Origin of the sequence: Klebsiella sp. C283 (genome assembly GCF_048822555.1) — a bacterium.
GTDB lineage: Bacteria > Pseudomonadota > Gammaproteobacteria > Enterobacterales > Enterobacteriaceae > Klebsiella > Klebsiella quasipneumoniae.
This window is the reverse complement of sequence record NZ_JBMEZS010000014.1, coordinates 38682-56271: the sequence shown is the minus strand read 5'-3', so window position 1 is coordinate 56271 and position 17590 is coordinate 38682. Positions and strand designations below refer to the sequence as shown.

16 protein-coding genes are annotated in these 17590 nt (G+C 57.5%); 6 read left to right on the top strand and 10 right to left on the bottom strand.

Going from position 1 to position 17590, the window contains the following annotated elements:
• Positions 1-150 precede the first annotated feature (150 nt).
• Positions 151-1488, top strand: coding sequence for an NCS2 family permease (locus ACOI7Z_RS23685; protein ID WP_023291466.1), 1338 nt, complete (start codon positions 151-153; stop codon positions 1486-1488).
• 45 nt (positions 1489-1533) lie between these two features.
• Here the strand turns inward: ACOI7Z_RS23685 and ACOI7Z_RS23680 are convergent, their stop codons facing one another.
• From ACOI7Z_RS23680 to rpmH, 10 genes are all read right to left on the bottom strand, one after another.
• A complete protein-coding gene (locus tag ACOI7Z_RS23680; RefSeq protein ID WP_023291465.1) occupies positions 1534-2100 on the bottom strand; it encodes an NADPH-dependent FMN reductase in 567 nt (188 codons plus the stop codon).
• Positions 2101-2136: 36 nt separating this feature from the next.
• On the bottom strand, positions 2137-2712 hold the full coding sequence (locus ACOI7Z_RS23675) for a 4'-phosphopantetheinyl transferase family protein (protein ID WP_072096716.1): 576 nt from the start codon (positions 2710-2712) through the stop codon (positions 2137-2139).
• 309 nt (positions 2713-3021) lie between these two features.
• On the bottom strand, positions 3022-3981 hold the full coding sequence (yidZ, locus tag ACOI7Z_RS23670) for an HTH-type transcriptional regulator YidZ (protein WP_004202291.1): 960 nt from the start codon (positions 3979-3981) through the stop codon (positions 3022-3024).
• Positions 3950-5134: an MFS transporter gene (locus tag ACOI7Z_RS23665; RefSeq protein WP_044525103.1), complete on the bottom strand. Its 1185-nt coding sequence runs from the start codon at positions 5132-5134 to the stop codon at positions 3950-3952. Before ACOI7Z_RS23665 ends, yidZ begins: the two co-directional genes overlap by 32 nt.
• 99 nt (positions 5135-5233) lie before the next feature.
• Complete coding sequence (locus ACOI7Z_RS23660) at positions 5234-5653, bottom strand: GNAT family N-acetyltransferase (protein ID WP_087849148.1); 420 nt, start codon at positions 5651-5653, stop codon at positions 5234-5236.
• 118 nt (positions 5654-5771) lie between these two features.
• Positions 5772-7136, bottom strand: coding sequence for a tRNA uridine-5-carboxymethylaminomethyl(34) synthesis GTPase MnmE (gene mnmE / locus ACOI7Z_RS23655; RefSeq protein ID WP_065883537.1), 1365 nt, complete (start codon positions 7134-7136; stop codon positions 5772-5774).
• Positions 7137-7258: 122 nt separating this feature from the next.
• Complete coding sequence (yidC, locus tag ACOI7Z_RS23650; protein ID WP_023291460.1) at positions 7259-8905, bottom strand: membrane protein insertase YidC; 1647 nt, start codon at positions 8903-8905, stop codon at positions 7259-7261.
• Positions 8906-8907: 2 nt separating this feature from the next.
• Positions 8908-9165: a membrane protein insertion efficiency factor YidD gene (yidD, locus tag ACOI7Z_RS23645; protein ID WP_004151536.1), complete on the bottom strand. Its 258-nt coding sequence runs from the start codon at positions 9163-9165 to the stop codon at positions 8908-8910.
• Positions 9129-9488 (bottom strand): ribonuclease P protein component, encoded by a 360-nt coding sequence (gene rnpA / locus ACOI7Z_RS23640; RefSeq protein WP_004151535.1) that lies wholly within the window; start codon positions 9486-9488, stop codon positions 9129-9131. Before rnpA ends, yidD begins: the two co-directional genes overlap by 37 nt.
• Positions 9489-9503: 15 nt before the next feature.
• The gene (gene rpmH / locus ACOI7Z_RS23635; RefSeq protein WP_000831330.1) at positions 9504-9644 is read right to left on the bottom strand and encodes a 50S ribosomal protein L34; all 141 of its coding nucleotides are present in this window, start codon (positions 9642-9644) and stop codon (positions 9504-9506) included.
• Between the two features lie 621 nt (positions 9645-10265).
• On the opposite strand from rpmH, the gene dnaA reads away from it, so the two are divergent.
• From dnaA to yidA, 5 genes are all read left to right on the top strand, one after another.
• Positions 10266-11669, top strand: a complete 1404-nt coding sequence (gene dnaA / locus ACOI7Z_RS23630; RefSeq protein WP_086075994.1) for a chromosomal replication initiator protein DnaA — start codon at positions 10266-10268, stop codon at positions 11667-11669.
• Positions 11670-11673: 4 nt separating this feature from the next.
• A complete protein-coding gene (dnaN, locus tag ACOI7Z_RS23625) occupies positions 11674-12774 on the top strand; it encodes a DNA polymerase III subunit beta (RefSeq protein ID WP_004145090.1) in 1101 nt (366 codons plus the stop codon).
• A gap of 144 nt (positions 12775-12918) precedes the next feature.
• Complete coding sequence (gene recF, locus ACOI7Z_RS23620) at positions 12919-13992, top strand: DNA replication/repair protein RecF (protein ID WP_023291459.1); 1074 nt, start codon at positions 12919-12921, stop codon at positions 13990-13992.
• Between the two features lie 28 nt (positions 13993-14020).
• Positions 14021-16435: a DNA topoisomerase (ATP-hydrolyzing) subunit B gene (gyrB, locus tag ACOI7Z_RS23615; protein ID WP_004202281.1), complete on the top strand. Its 2415-nt coding sequence runs from the start codon at positions 14021-14023 to the stop codon at positions 16433-16435.
• Positions 16436-16635: 200 nt separating this feature from the next.
• The gene (gene yidA, locus ACOI7Z_RS23610) at positions 16636-17448 is read left to right on the top strand and encodes a sugar-phosphatase (protein ID WP_023291455.1); all 813 of its coding nucleotides are present in this window, start codon (positions 16636-16638) and stop codon (positions 17446-17448) included.
• Positions 17449-17590: the final 142 nt, after the last annotated feature.

Sequence of the window (17590 nt, the reverse complement as noted above, 5' to 3'; positions counted from 1 at the left end):
GTTTAACGTTTTCGTCATGTCCAATGCCGCGACGCAATCGTTGCCGTAGAAGCAAAATAAATGAAAAAAATTACCATACAACCGCGCCTGGTGCTGTAATTTGGTATAGGATAGCGTCGAATTTTCCCTCCTTACGTTCGGAAACCGATAATGAGTCAACAACAAACCAGCCAGTCTTCTGGCCAGGGTCTGCTGGAGCGCGTATTTAAACTGCGCGAGCACGGCACCACGGTGCGCACGGAAGCCATCGCCGGTTTCACCACGTTCCTGACGATGGTGTATATCGTTTTTGTTAACCCACAAATTCTTGGCGTAGCGGGCATGGATACCAGCGCCGTGTTTGTGACCACCTGTCTGATTGCCGCTTTCGGCAGTATCCTGATGGGGCTGTTCGCGAACCTGCCGGTCGCCCTGGCGCCGGCGATGGGCCTGAACGCCTTTTTCGCCTTTGTGGTGGTGCAGGCGATGGGCCTGCCGTGGCAGGTCGGGATGGGCGCGATTTTCTGGGGCGCCGTCGGCCTGCTGCTGCTGACGATCTTCCGCGTACGCTACTGGATGATCGCCAATATTCCGCTGAGCCTGCGCGTGGGCATCACCAGCGGTATCGGTCTGTTTATCGGTATGATGGGCCTGAAGAACGCCGGGGTTATCGTCGCAAATCCGGAAACGCTGGTCAGTATTGGTCATCTGACCTCCCACAGCGTGCTGCTGGGCGTGCTGGGCTTCTTTATCATCGCGATTCTGGCGTCGCGCAACATTCATGCCGCGGTTCTGGTCTCTATCGTGGTGACCACCCTGCTGGGCTGGATGCTGGGTGATGTACACTACACCGGAATCGTCTCGGCGCCGCCGAGCGTGACTTCGGTGATCGGTCATGTCGATCTGGCGGGCTCCCTGAATCTGGGCCTGGCCGGGGTGATCTTCTCCTTTATGCTGGTCAACCTGTTTGACTCCTCCGGGACGCTGATCGGCGTGACGGATAAAGCGGGTCTGGCGGACGCCAACGGTAAATTCCCGCGCATGAAGCAGGCGCTGTTTGTCGATAGCGTCTCGTCGGTGGCAGGCTCCTTCATCGGCACCTCGTCGGTAACAGCGTATATCGAATCCTCCTCCGGCGTTTCCGTGGGCGGGCGCACCGGCCTGACCGCCGTGGTCGTCGGTATCCTGTTCCTGCTGGTTATCTTCCTCTCTCCGCTGGCGGGGATGGTTCCGGCCTATGCGGCCGCTGGCGCGCTGATTTACGTCGGCGTGCTGATGACCTCAAGCCTGGCGCGCGTGAAGTGGGATGACCTGACGGAAGCGGTACCGGCGTTTATCACCGCGGTGATGATGCCGTTTAGCTTCTCGATCACCGAAGGCATTGCCCTGGGCTTTATCTCCTACTGCGTGATGAAAATTGGCACCGGCCGTCTGCGCGACCTCAGCCCTTGCGTCATTATCGTCTCGCTGCTGTTTGTGCTGAAGATTGTCTTTATCGATGCACATTAATCCGCACGTATGATGAAAAAGCCCGGCATCGCTGCCGGGCTTTTTTTATGCTTTAACCCGCTGAATATAGTCGCCAAAGGCAGTCAGCTGGCCGCGCAGATGGTCGAGGGTGCTCTGATCGACCACTTCACCCGACTGCGGATCCACTTTGTTCTGGATCACGCCACCCATAAATTCCGGTTTATTCATCACCATCGCATCGAGGAACACCAGAATCTGCCGCAGATGATACTGGCAGCGCGCGCCGCCGATGGCGCCCATTGAGCTGGTTTGAATCAGCACCGGCTTGCCGGACAGCGGCTGCTCGGGCAGACGTGAAAGCCAGTCGATGGCGTTTTTCAGGCCGCCAGGCACGGAATAGTTATACTCGGGGGTGACAATCACCACGCCATCCGCCTCGCGGATCTGCTGCGCAATCTCCTGCACGCTCTGCGGGAATCCCTCTTCCTCCTGAATATCAGCATCGTACAGCGGAATATCGCCGATCGACGGCAGCGCGGAAATGTGCATGCCCGCCGGCGCGATGCCGGGCAGGGTACGCGCGACCATTCCATTAAACGACCCTTTACGCAGGCTGCCGAGTAACGTAACCACTTTCAAGGTATCTGACATGATTGCTCCTTTGGATCATGATGCCGGCAAGACCGGTCAATTGAGGGATAAGGTTTTTTCCGTGGGCAGACTGGTAAAGCGCATCAGGCGGGCTGAGGGTTCGCGTGCGCGGCGCTGAGCGTCCGCCAGGCTGTGCCAGTCGCCTCCCTTAGCATCATACTCCCAGACCTTCAGCGGGCCGATATTCGGGGTAGCGGCAATCGACCACACCAGCAGCGATTCGGCGTCACAGACGGCTTCGATCGGCAGGCTGCCGGCGGTACGCAGGCGGCCGGAGCCAGGCAGCAGCTGCAGCTGCGTTGATGTCTCACCGGTCAGCTTCAGCACGCTGCGGCGCAGCGCCACCAGCTGGCTGCGCGCTTCGTCCGGGTCATGCTGAATGTTAATCCACAGATTCTCATTGTTACTGAAATTTTGCCGGTCGGCGTCGTGGCTGCGAACGGCGCGCTGCAGCTCCATGTCGAGGCCGCAATCCCCCTCGGTGGTCAGCGCCACGCCAACGATATTGCCAGTATAAGAGATAGAGAAGCGGGGAAGGTGACGATCGCTAAAAACCGGTCTGCCATTGGCTTCGTTAACGATTTCAGGCAGCTCGCTGATGCCGTAAAGCATAAACAGCAGTTCGGCGAGCAGCGACCGCGAAGCGCGAAAGCGGGCTTGCCGGTATTCAGGGAGCCGACGTGCGGATTGATGACAGGCCGCTGACAAACGTGTCGATAGCGGCTCCCCGGTACTGAGTATCCCTCGTGCAAAATGCGTTGCCATACGTCGCTCCGTGAGTAATGGTCTGAATAAAACGGCGGGCGCTATTATCGCCTGGTATTAACAGGTTTTAATGCCGAAATCCCCCCTTGAAAAGGGAATTTGTTTGAATTTTACAAATTCTTGCGCAAATAAGGTGCTATGGGCACGAAACAAGGCTTACAGCGTACCGGAATAGAGCGCTTTCAGCGTATCTCTAAGCCAGACAAGCTTCGGGTTGTAGCTGTTGCGTTTATGCCATAGCAAGGTGAAGGGGACGCGAAGCTTTTCCAGATGCTGCGGCTCCAGCGGCAGCGGTCGGGAGACCAGCGGTAGCTGGTGCTGCTGATTATAGTGCTGGCAGTAGCGCGGCGCGGTGGCCAGCATGGTGTGCTGCGGCTGGGCCGCCATAAAGAGGGATTGCTCAAACCCCGGCACGGTCAGCGCCACGTTACGTTTATGCCCCAGCTCCTGCAGCACGTCGTCCAGCGCCCAGGTATCGCGTTGTTCCCAGCAGATGGTGATATGCGGATAGCGTAAGAATGCCGCCAGATCCCACTCCTCCCTGAGCGCCGGATGATCGGCGCGCAGCCAGACCTGCGGCAGGTCGGTGAACAGCACATCAAAATCGATATACCACGGCAGCAGGCTTAGCAGCTCCCGCGACTGCGGATGGCTTTCGCGCCCGCAGAAGCCGATATCCACCTCGCCGCGAATGATGGCGTCCAGGGAGTCGTAGTCCCAGTTGCGCAAACGAATCAATGCCTGCGGATAGCGCTGATAGATGCGCTGGGAGAGGGTGTTAAACAGGATCATCAGCAGCGGCGTTTCCGCCGCCAGCTCGAACTTGAGGCCGCTCGGCATGGTGTGGTGCGGTTTATCGAGGATCTGGTTGCCCATCTGCATCCAGTCCGCCAGATCCTGCTCCATGCTGCTGACCAGCGGCGTGGGCGCCAGGCCCAACGGCGTTTTGACAAACAGCGGATCGTCAAACCAGGCGCGCAGTTTGGCCAGCGACTTGCTCACCGCCGAGGGCGAAACGTTCATCCGCTTCGCCGTACGGGTAACGCTGAGCTCCTGGGTCAGGAGCTGCAGGCAGAGGAGTAAATTAAGATCGAGACTCGAAAGCGGCTTCTTCATCGTGTTGCGCAACCCGCGGCGGGGTGGCGACCAGTAGCAGAACAAGACTCACTATGCTACAGGCAATGAGTATCCCGATCAGCATATTCATTGCGCTGAGTCCGATGATAGCGGCGAGCCATATCCACAGCGACGAACCGCACACCTGCGCGATGCCGAGGACCGAGCTGGCGACACCGGCGCGCAGCGTGAATGGCCCCAGGGCCTGGCTCATCGCGACGCCGAAGCCGACGGAGAAGCCGGCGCAAATCATGCCCAGCCCGACCAGGGTGACGGCCTGGTGGGTGGCGAGGCTCAGCGCCACGCCTGCCGCCAGGAACAGCAGCTGCGAGGTTATCATTAGGGTGCGCGGTTTAAACAGCGACAGGGCGAACGGCGTCGAGAAGGAGACCGCCATGCTGACCATCGCCATCAGCGCCATCGTCATGGAATAGGTGCCGCGATCGAACCCCATCTCCTCCATCATCAGTACCGGGGAGACGTTCACGTAGGTGAGGATCGCCGTTACGCTGAGGGTGGTGATGAGAATGCGGCTGAGGAAAAAGCGATTCAACAGCGATTCATCCGCGCCATGCTGCGGCATAGCCGTCTGCGGGGGCGCCGTCGGACGCGTTTCGCGCAGGATAAATACCGCCAGTAAACCCACCGTTACCCCCATGCCGATCATGGTGTAGAACAGACTCTGCCACGGGTATTTCAGCATGATCAGGTGGCCGAGCACCGGCGCCAGAACGGGGATGATGCAGGTAATGCCGTTGAGCAACGACAGCACTTTGGCCCGCCGACGGTCGTCCAGCGTATCGCGCAAAATAGCGAAAGCCACCACGTAGCAGCAGCCGGCGCCGATCCCCTGGATAAAGCGTCCGGTAAGGAAGTGGCTGCTGGTGTGCGCCTGCGCGCAGAGCAGGGAGGCGATAACAAAGATCGCCGCGCCCACAATGGCGACAGGCTTGCGCCCCGAGCGGTCGGCGATACGGCCAGCAAACAGCATCGCGGAGGCCATTCCGGCCAGATAGACCGAGAAGGCGATATGTAATTGCGCCTCGCTGGCTCCCAGATCCTGAGCAATACGCGGCAGGCCGACGAGATACATATCGATGCCGGAGGGATAGAGCAGAACCAGGGCAAAGCTGCAGAGAAGAAAGCGTGTCATGAGATCCTCGCGATGTGAATGGCGTTCAGCATAGTGAGATACGCTCCGCAAGACGAGTTGCCATTTGGACAACGCTATTTTCCTGGCAGGAAACGCGAACTAGTGGCCCCGGCGTCGCCAGACGCGGGCCATCCCTTCGCTTTCCGGCCGAACGCTTTCGAAGCCAAACTTCGCGTACAGCTCCGGAACATCCGCCACCAGCGTAACGTAGGCGCCGTCAAAGGCGTTCGCATCCAGCCAGGCGACCAGCTTCTCCATCACCAGCCGGCCAAGGCCCTTTCCCTGGTGAGCCGGATCGACGGCGACGTCGACAATGTCGAAATTAATCGCGCCGTCGCCGACGATGCGCCCCATGGCGATCGGCGTCTCCTGCCAGAGGATATGTACGCCATAACAGCTTTGCGGCAGCCCGGCTCTGGCGCCTTCTACGGGGCGCGGCGACATGCCCGCTACCACCCGCAGGTGGCAAAACGCTTCGGCGGAGGGCACCTTCTCGATCATGGTATATTCAACGGTCATGCTTTAGTCTCGGGGTTAGGGGGAGATAAAAGTAGAGAACGTTGCGCCGCAAAGGGCAAGAAAAAACCCGCATTAACGCGGCGCTAATGCGGGTGAGTGAACGTTTACGGACTAAACGTTATTTGCCGATACAGAAGCTGGAGAAGATGCGGCCCAGCAGGTCGTCGGAAGTGAACTCCCCGGTGATCTCGCTCAGCGCCTGCTGCGCGAGACGCAGCTCTTCCGCCAGCAGCTCGCCGGCCCAGGCGCCCAGCAGCTGGGCTTTGCCCTGCCGCAGATGGTTCGCCGCCTCTTCCAGCGCCTGCAGATGGCGACGGCGGGCGAGGAAGCCGCCTTCCATATTGGTATCGAAGCCCATGCTCTGCTTGAGGTGATTACGCAGCACCTCGACGCCTTCGCCGGTGCGTGCCGACAGGCGGATCAGTGAGTGGCCATTTACTTCGCTGATACCCAGCGCTTCGCCGGTAACATCGGCTTTATTTCGCACCACGGTAATCGGCAGTTTAGCGGGCAGACGCTCGATAAAATCTGGCCAGATCTCCGCCGGGTCAACGGCGCTGGTGGTGGTGCCATCGACCATAAACAGCACCCGGTCAGCCTGCGCAATCTCCTGCCAGGCGCGCTCGATGCCGATACGCTCCACTTCGTCATTGGCGTCGCGCAGGCCCGCGGTATCAATGATATGCAGGGGCATGCCGTCGATATGGATATGCTCGCGTAGCACATCGCGGGTGGTGCCCGCAATGTCGGTGACGATCGCCGCTTCGCGGCCCGCCAGGGCGTTCAGCAGGCTTGATTTACCGGCATTTGGCCGCCCGGCGATCACCACTTTCATCCCTTCGCGCAGCAGACTGCCCTGACGGGCTTCGGCGCGGACGGCGTCGAGGTCGGCCATCACCTCGTTCAGCTGGGCTTCAATTTTGCCGTCGGAGAGGAAATCAATTTCTTCATCCGGAAAATCAATCGCCGCTTCCACGTAGATGCGCAGGTGAGTGAGCGCTTCCACAAGGTGGTTCACCCGCGCGGAGAACGCCCCCTGCAGCGAGTTCAGCGCCGAGCGCGCCGCCTGTTCTGAGCTGGCGTCGATAAGATCGGCGATGGCCTCTGCCTGCGCCAGGTCGAGCTTGTCGTTAAGGAACGCGCGCTCGGAGAATTCGCCCGGTCTGGCGATGCGCAGGCCCGGCAGGGTCAGAATACGTTTGAGCAGCAGGTCAAGAATGACCGGGCCGCCGTGGCCCTGCAGCTCAAGCACATCTTCCCCGGTAAAGGAGTTCGGCCCGGGGAACCACAGCGCAATCCCCTGATCCAGCGGCGTACCGTCAACGTCGTTGAACGGCAGGTAGTCGGCATAGCGCGGCTTCGGCAGCTTGCCGAGTACCGCCTGCGCGACGTCGCGCGCTTTGAGGCCGGAGATACGCAGGATGCCCACACCCCCGCGTCCCGGTGGGGTTGCCTGGGCGACGATAGTGTCGTTATGGCTCATGGTGACTCTCTATGTAGATGTAAAAAAGGCGGTCCATTGACCGCCTTCTCTGGCATTAACGTTACCGTAACTACTCTAAATTATCCAAGTCGCAGATGCGTTGGCTTGAAGAATGAAGAGTATCAGGATTTCTTCTTCTCGCGGCTATGCAGGCCACGCTTCTCCAGACCACGGTAAATCAGCTGCTGCTGGATAATGGTCACCAGGTTGCTGACGATGTAGTACACCACCAGGCCAGACGGGAACCACAGGAAGAACACCGTGAAGATGACCGGCATAAAGGTCATGATCTTCTGCTGCATCGGGTCGGTCACGGTGGTTGGCGACATCTTCTGGATGAAGAACATCGTCGCGCCCATGATGATCGGCAGGATGTAGTACGGGTCTTGCGCAGACAGATCGTGGATCCACAGGATAAACGGCGCATGACGCAGTTCTACCGAGGCGCTCAGCATGTAGTACAGCGCAAGGAAGATCGGCATCTGGATAATCAGCGGGAAGCAGCCGCCCAGCGGGTTCACTTTTTCCGCTTTATACAGCGCCATCATCTCCTGGCTTTGACGTTGTTTATCGTCGCCCAGACGCTCGCGCATGGCCTGAATTTTCGGCTGCAGCATACGCATCTTCGCCATGGAGGTGTACTGCGCTTTGGTCAGCGGGTACATGATGCCACGAACGATAAAGGTGATGACGATAATCGAGAAGCCCCAGTTGCCGAGGAAGCCGTGAATGAATTTCAGCAGCTTGAACAGCGGTTGGGAGATGAACCACAGCCAGCCGTAGTCGACGGTCAGATCCAGGTGCGGCGCGACGGCAGCCATTTTGTCCTGAATCGCCGGGCCGACCCACAGCGTGCTCTGCAGTTTGTCGGTTTGACCAGGCTGCACCAGTACCGGCTGAGATTTATAGCCGATAGCGACAATGCCGTTGCCGAGGTTGGCGGTGTAGAAGTTATTCGTCCCGTTATTCTGCGGCACCCACGCGGTGGTGAAGTACTGCTGCAGCATGGCAACCCAACCGTTTTTGGTGCTGACGTTCAGGTTTTCATTGTCCAGGATGGTATCGAATTTGTATTTTTCGTATTTCGAATCCGCGGTGGAGAACGCTGCGCCACGGAAAGTATGCATCGTGGACAGGCCGCCGGTCTGCGTATCGCGACTGGACGGCAGCGCGGCGGTCTGCTTCAGCTGACCGAAGGTCGAGACTTCCAGCGGTTTCTCGCTGGCGTTCTGCACGCTATAACCCACGTTCACCGCATAATCACCGCGTTTCAGGGTGAAGGTCTTGGTGAAGACGTTGCCGGCTTTGTCGGTATAGGTCAGCGGAATAACGATTTCGTTCTGGCCATCAGCCAGTACATACGCATCTTTATCAGCGTTATACAGCGGACGCGGGCCGTTAGCCGGGTTATCCGGGCCGTCACGACCGGTTAAGCCGCTCTGCGCCTGGTAGATAAACTGTGGCGTAGTTTCCAGTAACTGGAACGGTTCAGTCGATTTCAGCGCTTTCGGGTAAGCCGGAAGCAGCGCTTGCTCAACATCACCACCGCGGGTGTTGATGGTCAGATCAAGCACATCAGTTTTAACCGTAATCAGTTTCCCCTGGCCACTGGCCGGTACGCCCTGGTCGGCGGCGCTACCCGCTGCTGTGGTCGTAGTCTGCGTGGTCTGCTGCTGGGGTTGCGGATTTTTGTCCTGCTCCCAGGCTTGCCAGATCATGAAAGACACGAACAACAAAGCGATGATAAGAAGATTGCGTTGCGAATCCATCGTTAGTGTTCTCTGGTATCAAATGGTCCAGGCGGGACGGGATCGTCACCACCAGGGTGTAAAGGGTGGCATTTTAATACGCGTTTCATCGTCAACCAACTGCCTTTTATCACTCCAAACCTGCGTAAGGCCTCAATTCCGTATTGAGAACAGGTTGGGGTGAAACGGCAATGCGGCCCGAGTAGCGGACTAATCAGGCGCTGATAAACTCGAATCAGGCCGATCAGGACCCGCGAGCCAGGCGACAATGGCGGCGCCATAATTTTTCCAACGCTTCCGAGAGAGCACGGTTATCGAGGTCGGCAACCCCTCTTTTCGCCACCACCACGAAATCCATTGGCGGGAGTTCATGTTGACGCAAACGAAAACTTTCACGCGTCAGACGTTTAATCCGATTGCGTTCATGTGCGCGTTTCACGTTTTTCTTGGCGACGGTGAGACCGATGCGGGGATGCCCCAGCGAATTCAGGCGGCCGAGGATGGTGATTTGCGGCGTGCCAGCCCGTTGTGGCTGCTGGAAGACGAAAGTGAAATGACTGGGAGTTAACAAGCGTAACTCCCTGGGAAATGCGAGCTTAACCACGCAGGGTTAGCTTTATTACTTGGAAACGGTCAGACGAGCGCGGCCTTTAGCACGACGACGTGCCAGAACCTGACGACCATTTTTAGTAGCCATACGAGCACGGAAGCCGTGAGAACGGTTGCGCTTCAGTACAGACGGTTGAAAAGTGCGTTTCATGGCGATTTCTACCTAAACTTGAATAAATTCACTGACTTTTGCGTAGACCCGAACGAACTTCGAACGACTTACGCCTCAGCGTGGGTGATTAAAGAGGCCGGATTGTAATAATTGTACACTCCGGAGTCAATTCTCTTTCCTTATTTCTCGCACCTCGTCGCACAAAAAATAAGCTGAGACGCGTGACGAAAACGGGCATTACGCGCCGGGTGGGGGATTATACGGCCTGGCCAGTAAAGCGCAAGGATCCTGAAGGATCTTTGTTAGATCGTTTCCGCCCAAAAGCGGCATAGCTCATTAATTTTTCCAATATGCGGCGGAAATCGTGCTTCACTCCTCCCAGGATCGATTACACTTACCCGGTTTCGATCCTTCCTGTGGATAAATCGGGAAGAATCTGTTGAGAAACACAAGATCTCTTTCTCAGTTTAGGCTATGATCCCCGGTCCCGATCGCGATCCCCGGATCCGCAGCGGGAAATAACCGCAGATAGCGGTTCGCACGTCACCCCTTTTGTGCAGGGGCTTTTCGGCTAATGCAGGGTCTTGTCGACGTGTGCCAACAATCACGATTGTTTCAGTTTTTCTTTGATATCGATTTTATGTTCGAGTGGAGTCCGCCGTGTCACTTTCGCTTTGGCAGCAGTGTCTTGCCCGATTGCAGGATGAGTTACCAGCCACAGAATTCAGCATGTGGATCCGCCCATTGCAGGCGGAACTGAGCGATAACACGCTGGCACTGTATGCGCCAAACCGTTTTGTGCTCGACTGGGTAAGGGACAAATACCTCAATAATATCAATGGACTCCTCAATGATTTTTGCGGTGCGGACGCCCCGCAGCTGCGTTTTGAGGTGGGAGCTAAGCCCGCCAGCTCGCTGCAGAAAGGGGCGGTAAGCCCGGCCGCAACGACTATCCCGGCGGCGCAGGTGCAGACCGCGCGCGTGGCGCCGACGATCGTGCGCCCTGGCTGGGATAATGTCCCGGCGCCGGCGGAGCCGACCTACCGTTCTAACGTTAACGTGAAACACACGTTTGATAACTTCGTCGAAGGTAAATCTAACCAGCTGGCCCGCGCGGCGGCGCGTCAGGTGGCGGATAACCCGGGCGGCGCCTATAACCCCCTGTTCCTCTACGGCGGAACGGGTCTGGGTAAAACCCACCTGCTGCACGCGGTGGGGAACGGTATCGTGGCGCGTAAACCGAACGCCAAAGTGGTCTATATGCACTCGGAGCGTTTCGTTCAGGACATGGTTAAAGCGCTGCAGAACAACGCCATCGAAGAGTTTAAGCGCTACTACCGATCCGTTGACGCCCTGCTGATCGATGACATTCAGTTCTTCGCTAATAAAGAGCGATCCCAGGAAGAGTTTTTCCACACCTTCAATGCCTTGCTGGAAGGTAATCAGCAGATCATTTTGACCTCGGATCGTTATCCCAAAGAGATCAACGGCGTTGAAGATCGTCTGAAATCCCGCTTCGGCTGGGGGCTGACGGTGGCGATCGAGCCGCCGGAGCTGGAAACCCGCGTCGCGATCCTGATGAAAAAAGCCGATGAGAACGACATCCGCCTGCCGGGCGAAGTGGCGTTCTTTATTGCCAAGCGCCTGCGCTCAAACGTGCGTGAACTGGAGGGGGCGCTGAACCGCGTTATCGCCAACGCCAACTTCACCGGCCGGGCGATCACTATCGATTTCGTGCGCGAAGCGCTGCGCGATCTGCTGGCGCTGCAGGAAAAACTGGTCACCATCGACAATATTCAAAAGACGGTGGCGGAGTACTACAAGATTAAGGTAGCGGACCTGCTGTCCAAACGCCGCTCCCGTTCGGTGGCGCGTCCTCGCCAGATGGCGATGGCGCTGGCCAAAGAGCTGACCAACCACAGCCTGCCGGAAATCGGCGATGCGTTTGGCGGCCGCGACCATACCACCGTGCTGCACGCCTGCCGCAAGATTGAGCAGCTGCGTGAAGAAAGCCACGACATTAAAGAAGATTTTTCCAATTTAATCAGAACATTATCCTCGTGACGCTATGAAATTTACCGTAGAACGTGAACATTTATTAAAACCGCTGCAACAGGTGAGCGGTCCGTTAGGTGGTCGTCCGACGCTGCCCATTCTCGGTAACCTGCTGCTTCAGGTCGCGGACGGCGCGCTGTCGCTGACCGGTACCGATCTTGAAATGGAGATGGTGGCGCGCGTGGCGCTGGTTCAGCCGCACGAAGCGGGCGCCACCACCGTTCCGGCGCGTAAATTCTTTGATATCTGCCGCGGCCTGCCGGAAGGCGCGGAGATCGCGGTGCAGCTGGAAGGCGATCGCATGCTGGTGCGTTCCGGCCGCAGCCGCTTCTCGCTGTCGACCCTGCCCGCTGCCGACTTCCCGAATCTTGACGACTGGCAGAGTGAGGTGGAATTTACCCTGCCGCAGGCGACCATGAAGCGTCTGATCGAAGCGACGCAGTTCTCGATGGCGCACCAGGATGTTCGTTACTACTTAAACGGTATGCTGTTCGAAACCGAAGGCAGCGAACTGCGCACCGTCGCTACCGACGGTCACCGTCTGGCGGTCTGTTCGATGCCGCTGGAAGCGTCGCTGCCGAACCATTCGGTGATCGTGCCGCGTAAAGGGGTGATTGAGCTGATGCGGATGCTCGACGGCGGTGATACGCCGCTGCGCGTGCAGATCGGCAGCAATAATATCCGCGCCCATGTCGGCGATTTTATCTTCACTTCGAAGCTGGTTGATGGCCGTTTCCCGGATTATCGCCGCGTATTGCCGAAAAATCCGGATAAACACCTCGAAGCGGGCTGCGATATTCTGAAGCAGGCTTTTGCCCGCGCGGCGATTCTCTCCAATGAGAAATTCCGCGGCGTGCGGCTGTACGTTAGCGAAAATCAGCTGAAAATCACCGCCAATAACCCGGAGCAGGAAGAAGCGGAAGAGATTCTGGACGTGACCTACGCCGGCACGGAGATGGAGATTGGCTTCAACGTTAGCTACGTGCTTGATGTGCTGAACGCGCTGAAGTGCGAGAATGTGCGCATTCTGCTGACGGATTCGGTGTCGAGCGTGCAGATTGAGGATGCGGCTTCACAAAGCGCAGCCTATGTTGTCATGCCTATGCGCTTATAGAAAATATCGGGCTATCTTACTTGCCATTTTCAACCTGGGCTGTGCTCGTCCCTGTCACGTACTTCGTGTACGCTCCAGGGTCTGCGCGCAGTCCGCGTTGAAACTGGCTGCGCCGATTACGCCCTGGCCCGAAGAAACCCAGATATGTCACTGACGCGCTTACTTATCAAAGATTTCCGCAATATTGAACATGCGGATCTCGCTTTATCTCCCGGCTTTAACTTCCTGGTTGGCGCGAACGGCAGCGGCAAAACCAGCGTGCTGGAAGCCATCTACACGCTCGGCCATGGCCGGGCGTTTCGCAGTTTGCAAATTGGCCGGGTGATCCGCCACGAGCAGGAGGCCTTTGTTCTGCATGGCCGTCTGCAGGGCGAAGAGCGGGAAACCGCCATCGGCCTGACCAAAGACAAACAGGGCGACAGCAAGGTGCGTATCGACGGCACCGACGGCCACAAAGTGGCGGAGTTGGCGCACCTGATGCCGATGCAGCTGATTACGCCGGAGGGGTTTACTTTACTCAACGGCGGCCCCAAATACAGAAGAGCATTCCTTGACTGGGGATGCTTTCATAACGAAGCCGGATTCTTCACCGCCTGGAGCAACCTGAAGCGCCTGGTCAAGCAGCGCAACGCCGCGCTGCGTCAGGTCAGCCGTTATGCCCAGCTGCGGCCATGGGATCTGGAATTAATCCCGCTGGCGGAGCAGATCAGCCGCTGGCGTGCCGAATACAGCGCCGCTATCGTCGAAGACATGGCGGATACCTGTCAGCAATTTTTACCGGAATTCTCGCTCTCTTTCTCCTTCCAGCGCGGCTGGGAAAAAGAGACCGACTACGCTGAAGTGCTGGAGCGGAATTTCGAGCGTGACAGAATGTTAACCTATACCGCCCACGGCCCGCATAAAGCGGATTTCCGTATTCGCGCCGACGGGGCGCCGGTGGAAGATACCTTGTCGCGCGGGCAGCTTAAGCTGCTGATGTGCGCCCTGCGTCTGGCGCAGGGCGAGTTCCTCACCCGCGTCAGCGGGCGGCGCTGCCTGTACCTGATAGATGATTTTGCCTCGGAACTCGATGATGCCCGCCGCGGTCTGTTATCCAGTCGCCTGAAAGCGACGCAGTCGCAGGTTTTCGTCAGCGCCATCAGCGCTGAGCACGTTATGGACATGTCGGACAAAAATTCGAAGATGTTCCGCGTGGAAAAAGGTAAAATAACGGATTAACCCAAGATTAAATGAGCGAGAAACGTTGATGTCGAATTCTTATGACTCCTCCAGTATCAAAGTCCTGAAAGGGCTGGATGCGGTGCGTAAGCGCCCGGGTATGTATATCGGCGACACGGATGACGGCACCGGTCTGCACCACATGGTATTCGAGGTTGTGGATAACGCTATCGACGAAGCGCTCGCGGGTTACTGCAAAGATATCGTGGTGACCATCCACAGCGATAACTCCGTCTCCGTCCAGGATGACGGCCGCGGCATCCCGACCGGCATTCACCCGGAAGAGGGCGTCTCCGCAGCGGAAGTTATCATGACCGTCCTGCACGCTGGCGGTAAATTCGATGATAACTCCTATAAAGTCTCCGGCGGTCTGCACGGCGTGGGCGTCTCGGTGGTTAACGCCCTGTCGCAGAAGCTGGAGCTGGTTATTCAGCGCGATAACAAAGTGCACAAGCAGATGTATGAGCACGGTGTGCCGCAGGCGCCGCTGGCCGTAACCGGCGAGACCGACAAAACCGGCACCATGGTGCGTTTCTGGCCGAGCCTGGAAACCTTCACCAACGTCACCGAGTTTGAATACGATATCCTGGCGAAACGCCTGCGCGAACTGTCGTTCCTGAACTCCGGAGTCTCTATCCGCCTGCGCGATAAGCGCGACGGCAAAGAAGATCATTTCCACTACGAAGGCGGCATCAAGGCGTTCGTTGAGTATCTCAACAAGAACAAAACGCCGATCCACCCGAATATATTCTATTTCTCTACTGAAAAAGACGGTATCGGCGTGGAAGTGGCGCTGCAGTGGAACGACGGCTTCCAGGAAAACATTTACTGCTTTACCAATAACATTCCGCAGCGTGACGGGGGGACTCACCTTGCCGGCTTCCGCGCGGCGATGACCCGTACCCTCAACGCCTACATGGACAAAGAGGGCTACAGCAAAAAAGCGAAAGTCAGCGCCACCGGCGACGACGCCCGTGAAGGCCTGATTGCCGTGGTATCGGTGAAAGTGCCGGATCCGAAGTTCTCCTCGCAGACCAAAGACAAGCTGGTCTCCTCCGAGGTGAAATCGGCGGTTGAGCAGCAGATGAACGAACTGCTGAGCGAATACCTGCTGGAAAATCCGTCCGATGCGAAAATCGTGGTCGGCAAAATTATTGACGCCGCGCGCGCGCGCGAAGCCGCGCGTCGTGCCCGTGAGATGACCCGCCGTAAAGGCGCGCTGGATCTGGCTGGCCTGCCGGGCAAACTGGCGGACTGCCAGGAACGCGACCCGGCGCTCTCCGAACTGTACCTGGTGGAAGGGGACTCCGCGGGCGGCTCTGCGAAGCAGGGGCGTAACCGCAAGAATCAGGCGATCCTGCCGCTGAAGGGCAAAATCCTCAACGTTGAGAAAGCCCGCTTCGACAAGATGCTCTCTTCCCAGGAAGTGGCCACGCTGATCACCGCTCTGGGCTGCGGCATCGGCCGCGATGAGTACAACCCGGACAAACTGCGCTATCACAGCATCATCATCATGACCGATGCGGACGTCGACGGCTCGCACATTCGTACCCTGCTGTTGACCTTCTTCTATCGTCAGATGCCGGAGATCGTCGAGCGCGGCCATGTCTATATTGCTCAGCCGCCGCTGTACAAAGTGAAGAAAGGCAAGCAGGAACAGTATATTAAAGACGACGAAGCGATGGATCAGTATCAGATTGCCATCGCCCTCGACGGCGCCACCCTGCATACCAACGCCAATGCGCCAGCGCTGGCGGGCGAACCGCTGGAAAAACTGGTTGCTGAGTTTAACGCCACCCAGAAAATGATTGGCCGCATGGAGCGCCGCTTCCCGAAAGCGCTGCTGAAAGAGCTTATCTATCAGCCGACCCTGACCGAGGCCGATCTGGCGGACGAACAGAAGGTGACCCGCTGGGTGAACACTCTGGTCTCCGAGCTGAATGAGAAAGAGCAGCACGGCAGCCAGTGGAAATTTGATCTCCATGAGAACAAAGAGCTGCAGCATTTTGAACCGGTTATTCGCGTTCGTACCCACGGCGTGGATACCGACTATCCGCTGGATAATGAGTTCATTATGGGGCCGGAATATCGCCGTATCTGTACCCTGGGCGAGAAACTGCGCGGCCTGATGGAAGAAGATGCTTACATCGAGCGCGGCGAACGCCGTCAGCCGGTAGCCAGCTTTGAGCAGGCTCTGGACTGGCTGGTTAAAGAGTCCCGTCGCGGCCTCTCTATCCAGCGCTATAAAGGTCTGGGCGAGATGAACCCGGATCAGCTGTGGGAAACCACCATGGATCCGGACAGCCGCCGTATGCTGCGCGTGACCGTCAAGGACGCGATTGCCGCCGACCAGCTGTTCACTACCCTGATGGGTGATGCCGTTGAACCGCGTCGCGCGTTTATCGAAGAGAACGCCCTGAAAGCGGCGAATATCGATATCTAAGCCGTGTGTTCCCCCGGCGCGAGTTTGACCGGGGTAACGGAATGTCTGAGCCCGGTCGCATAGCGCGACCGGGCTTTTCTTTGCCAGTAAAAGGGGAATCCTCTGCTGCGGTTCCATCCCCCTTTCTGGCCGACACTTTTACTGTTTTTTGAGCGGAATCGCGTTAGCATGAGGGAAGACTCATCTTACCCGGGGATCCTATGGCTATTAAACTGATTGCAATTGATATGGATGGCACGCTGCTGCTGCCCGATCACACTATCTCTCCCGCCGTTAAAAACGCCATTGCCGCCGCCCGTGAAAAAGGGGTGAACGTGGTGCTGACCACCGGCCGCCCTTACGCGGGTGTCCACAGCTATCTGAAAGAGCTGCATATGGAGCAGCCAGGTGATTACTGCATCACCTACAATGGCGCGCTGGTGCAGAAAGCCGGGGACGGGAGCACCGTCGCACAAACCGCGCTGAGCTATGACGACTATCGCTTCCTCGAACAGCTCTCCCGCGAAGTCGGCTCCCACTTCCACGCGCTCGATCGCAATACGCTGTATACCGCGAATCGCGATATCAGCTACTACACCGTGCATGAATCCTATGTGGCGACCATCCCGCTGGTGTTCTGCGAAGCGGAAAAGATGGACCCTGAGATCCAGCTGCTGAAGGTAATGATGATCGATGAGCCGGCGATCCTCGACAAGGCCATCGCCCGTATCCCGGCGGAAGTGAAAGAAAAGTACACCGTGCTGAAAAGCGCGCCTTACTTTCTCGAAATACTGGATAAACGCGTCAATAAAGGCACCGGCGTGAAGTCGCTGGCCGATGCGCTGGGTATCAAACCGGAAGAGATTATGGCGATAGGCGATCAGGAAAATGATATCGCGATGATTGAATTTGCCGGCGTCGGCGTGGCGATGGATAACGCCATTCCGGCGGTCAAAGAAGCGGCGAACTTCATTACCAAATCGAACCTCGATGATGGCGTCGCCTTCGCTATTGAAAAATACGTTTTAGCGTAAGCTTCCTTCAGGTCCGGCGTTCGTCGGGCCTGTCTTCTCTTTTTTCATGAACAGATGTTAATCCGCATTTAAATCCCTTATTCCGCACAGGGGATTCTATAAGCTACCCGCCCTCTTTTTTTGCAATTCAGAACTAACATCA

Coding starts and splice junctions, on each gene's coding strand:
- ACOI7Z_RS23685 (WP_023291466.1), top strand. CDS start 151: ATGAGTCAACAACAAACCAGCCAGTCTTCTGGCCAGGGTCTGCTGGAG.
- ACOI7Z_RS23660 (WP_087849148.1), bottom strand. CDS start 5,653: ATGACCGTTGAATATACCATGATCGAGAAGGTGCCCTCCGCCGAAGCG.
- yidD (WP_004151536.1), bottom strand. CDS start 9,165: ATGGCGCCGCCATTGTCGCCTGGCTCGCGGGTCCTGATCGGCCTGATT.
- dnaN (WP_004145090.1), top strand. CDS start 11,674: ATGAAATTTACCGTAGAACGTGAACATTTATTAAAACCGCTGCAACAG.
- yidC (WP_023291460.1), bottom strand. CDS start 8,905: ATGGATTCGCAACGCAATCTTCTTATCATCGCTTTGTTGTTCGTGTCT.
- yidA (WP_023291455.1), top strand. CDS start 16,636: ATGGCTATTAAACTGATTGCAATTGATATGGATGGCACGCTGCTGCTG.
- yidZ (WP_004202291.1), bottom strand. CDS start 3,981: ATGAAGAAGCCGCTTTCGAGTCTCGATCTTAATTTACTCCTCTGCCTG.
- recF (WP_023291459.1), top strand. CDS start 12,919: ATGTCACTGACGCGCTTACTTATCAAAGATTTCCGCAATATTGAACAT.
- mnmE (WP_065883537.1), bottom strand. CDS start 7,136: ATGAGCCATAACGACACTATCGTCGCCCAGGCAACCCCACCGGGACGC.
- ACOI7Z_RS23675 (WP_072096716.1), bottom strand. CDS start 2,712: ATGCTTTACGGCATCAGCGAGCTGCCTGAAATCGTTAACGAAGCCAAT.
- ACOI7Z_RS23680 (WP_023291465.1), bottom strand. CDS start 2,100: ATGTCAGATACCTTGAAAGTGGTTACGTTACTCGGCAGCCTGCGTAAA.
- gyrB (WP_004202281.1), top strand. CDS start 14,021: ATGTCGAATTCTTATGACTCCTCCAGTATCAAAGTCCTGAAAGGGCTG.
- ACOI7Z_RS23665 (WP_044525103.1), bottom strand. CDS start 5,134: ATGACACGCTTTCTTCTCTGCAGCTTTGCCCTGGTTCTGCTCTATCCC.
- rpmH (WP_000831330.1), bottom strand. CDS start 9,644: ATGAAACGCACTTTTCAACCGTCTGTACTGAAGCGCAACCGTTCTCAC.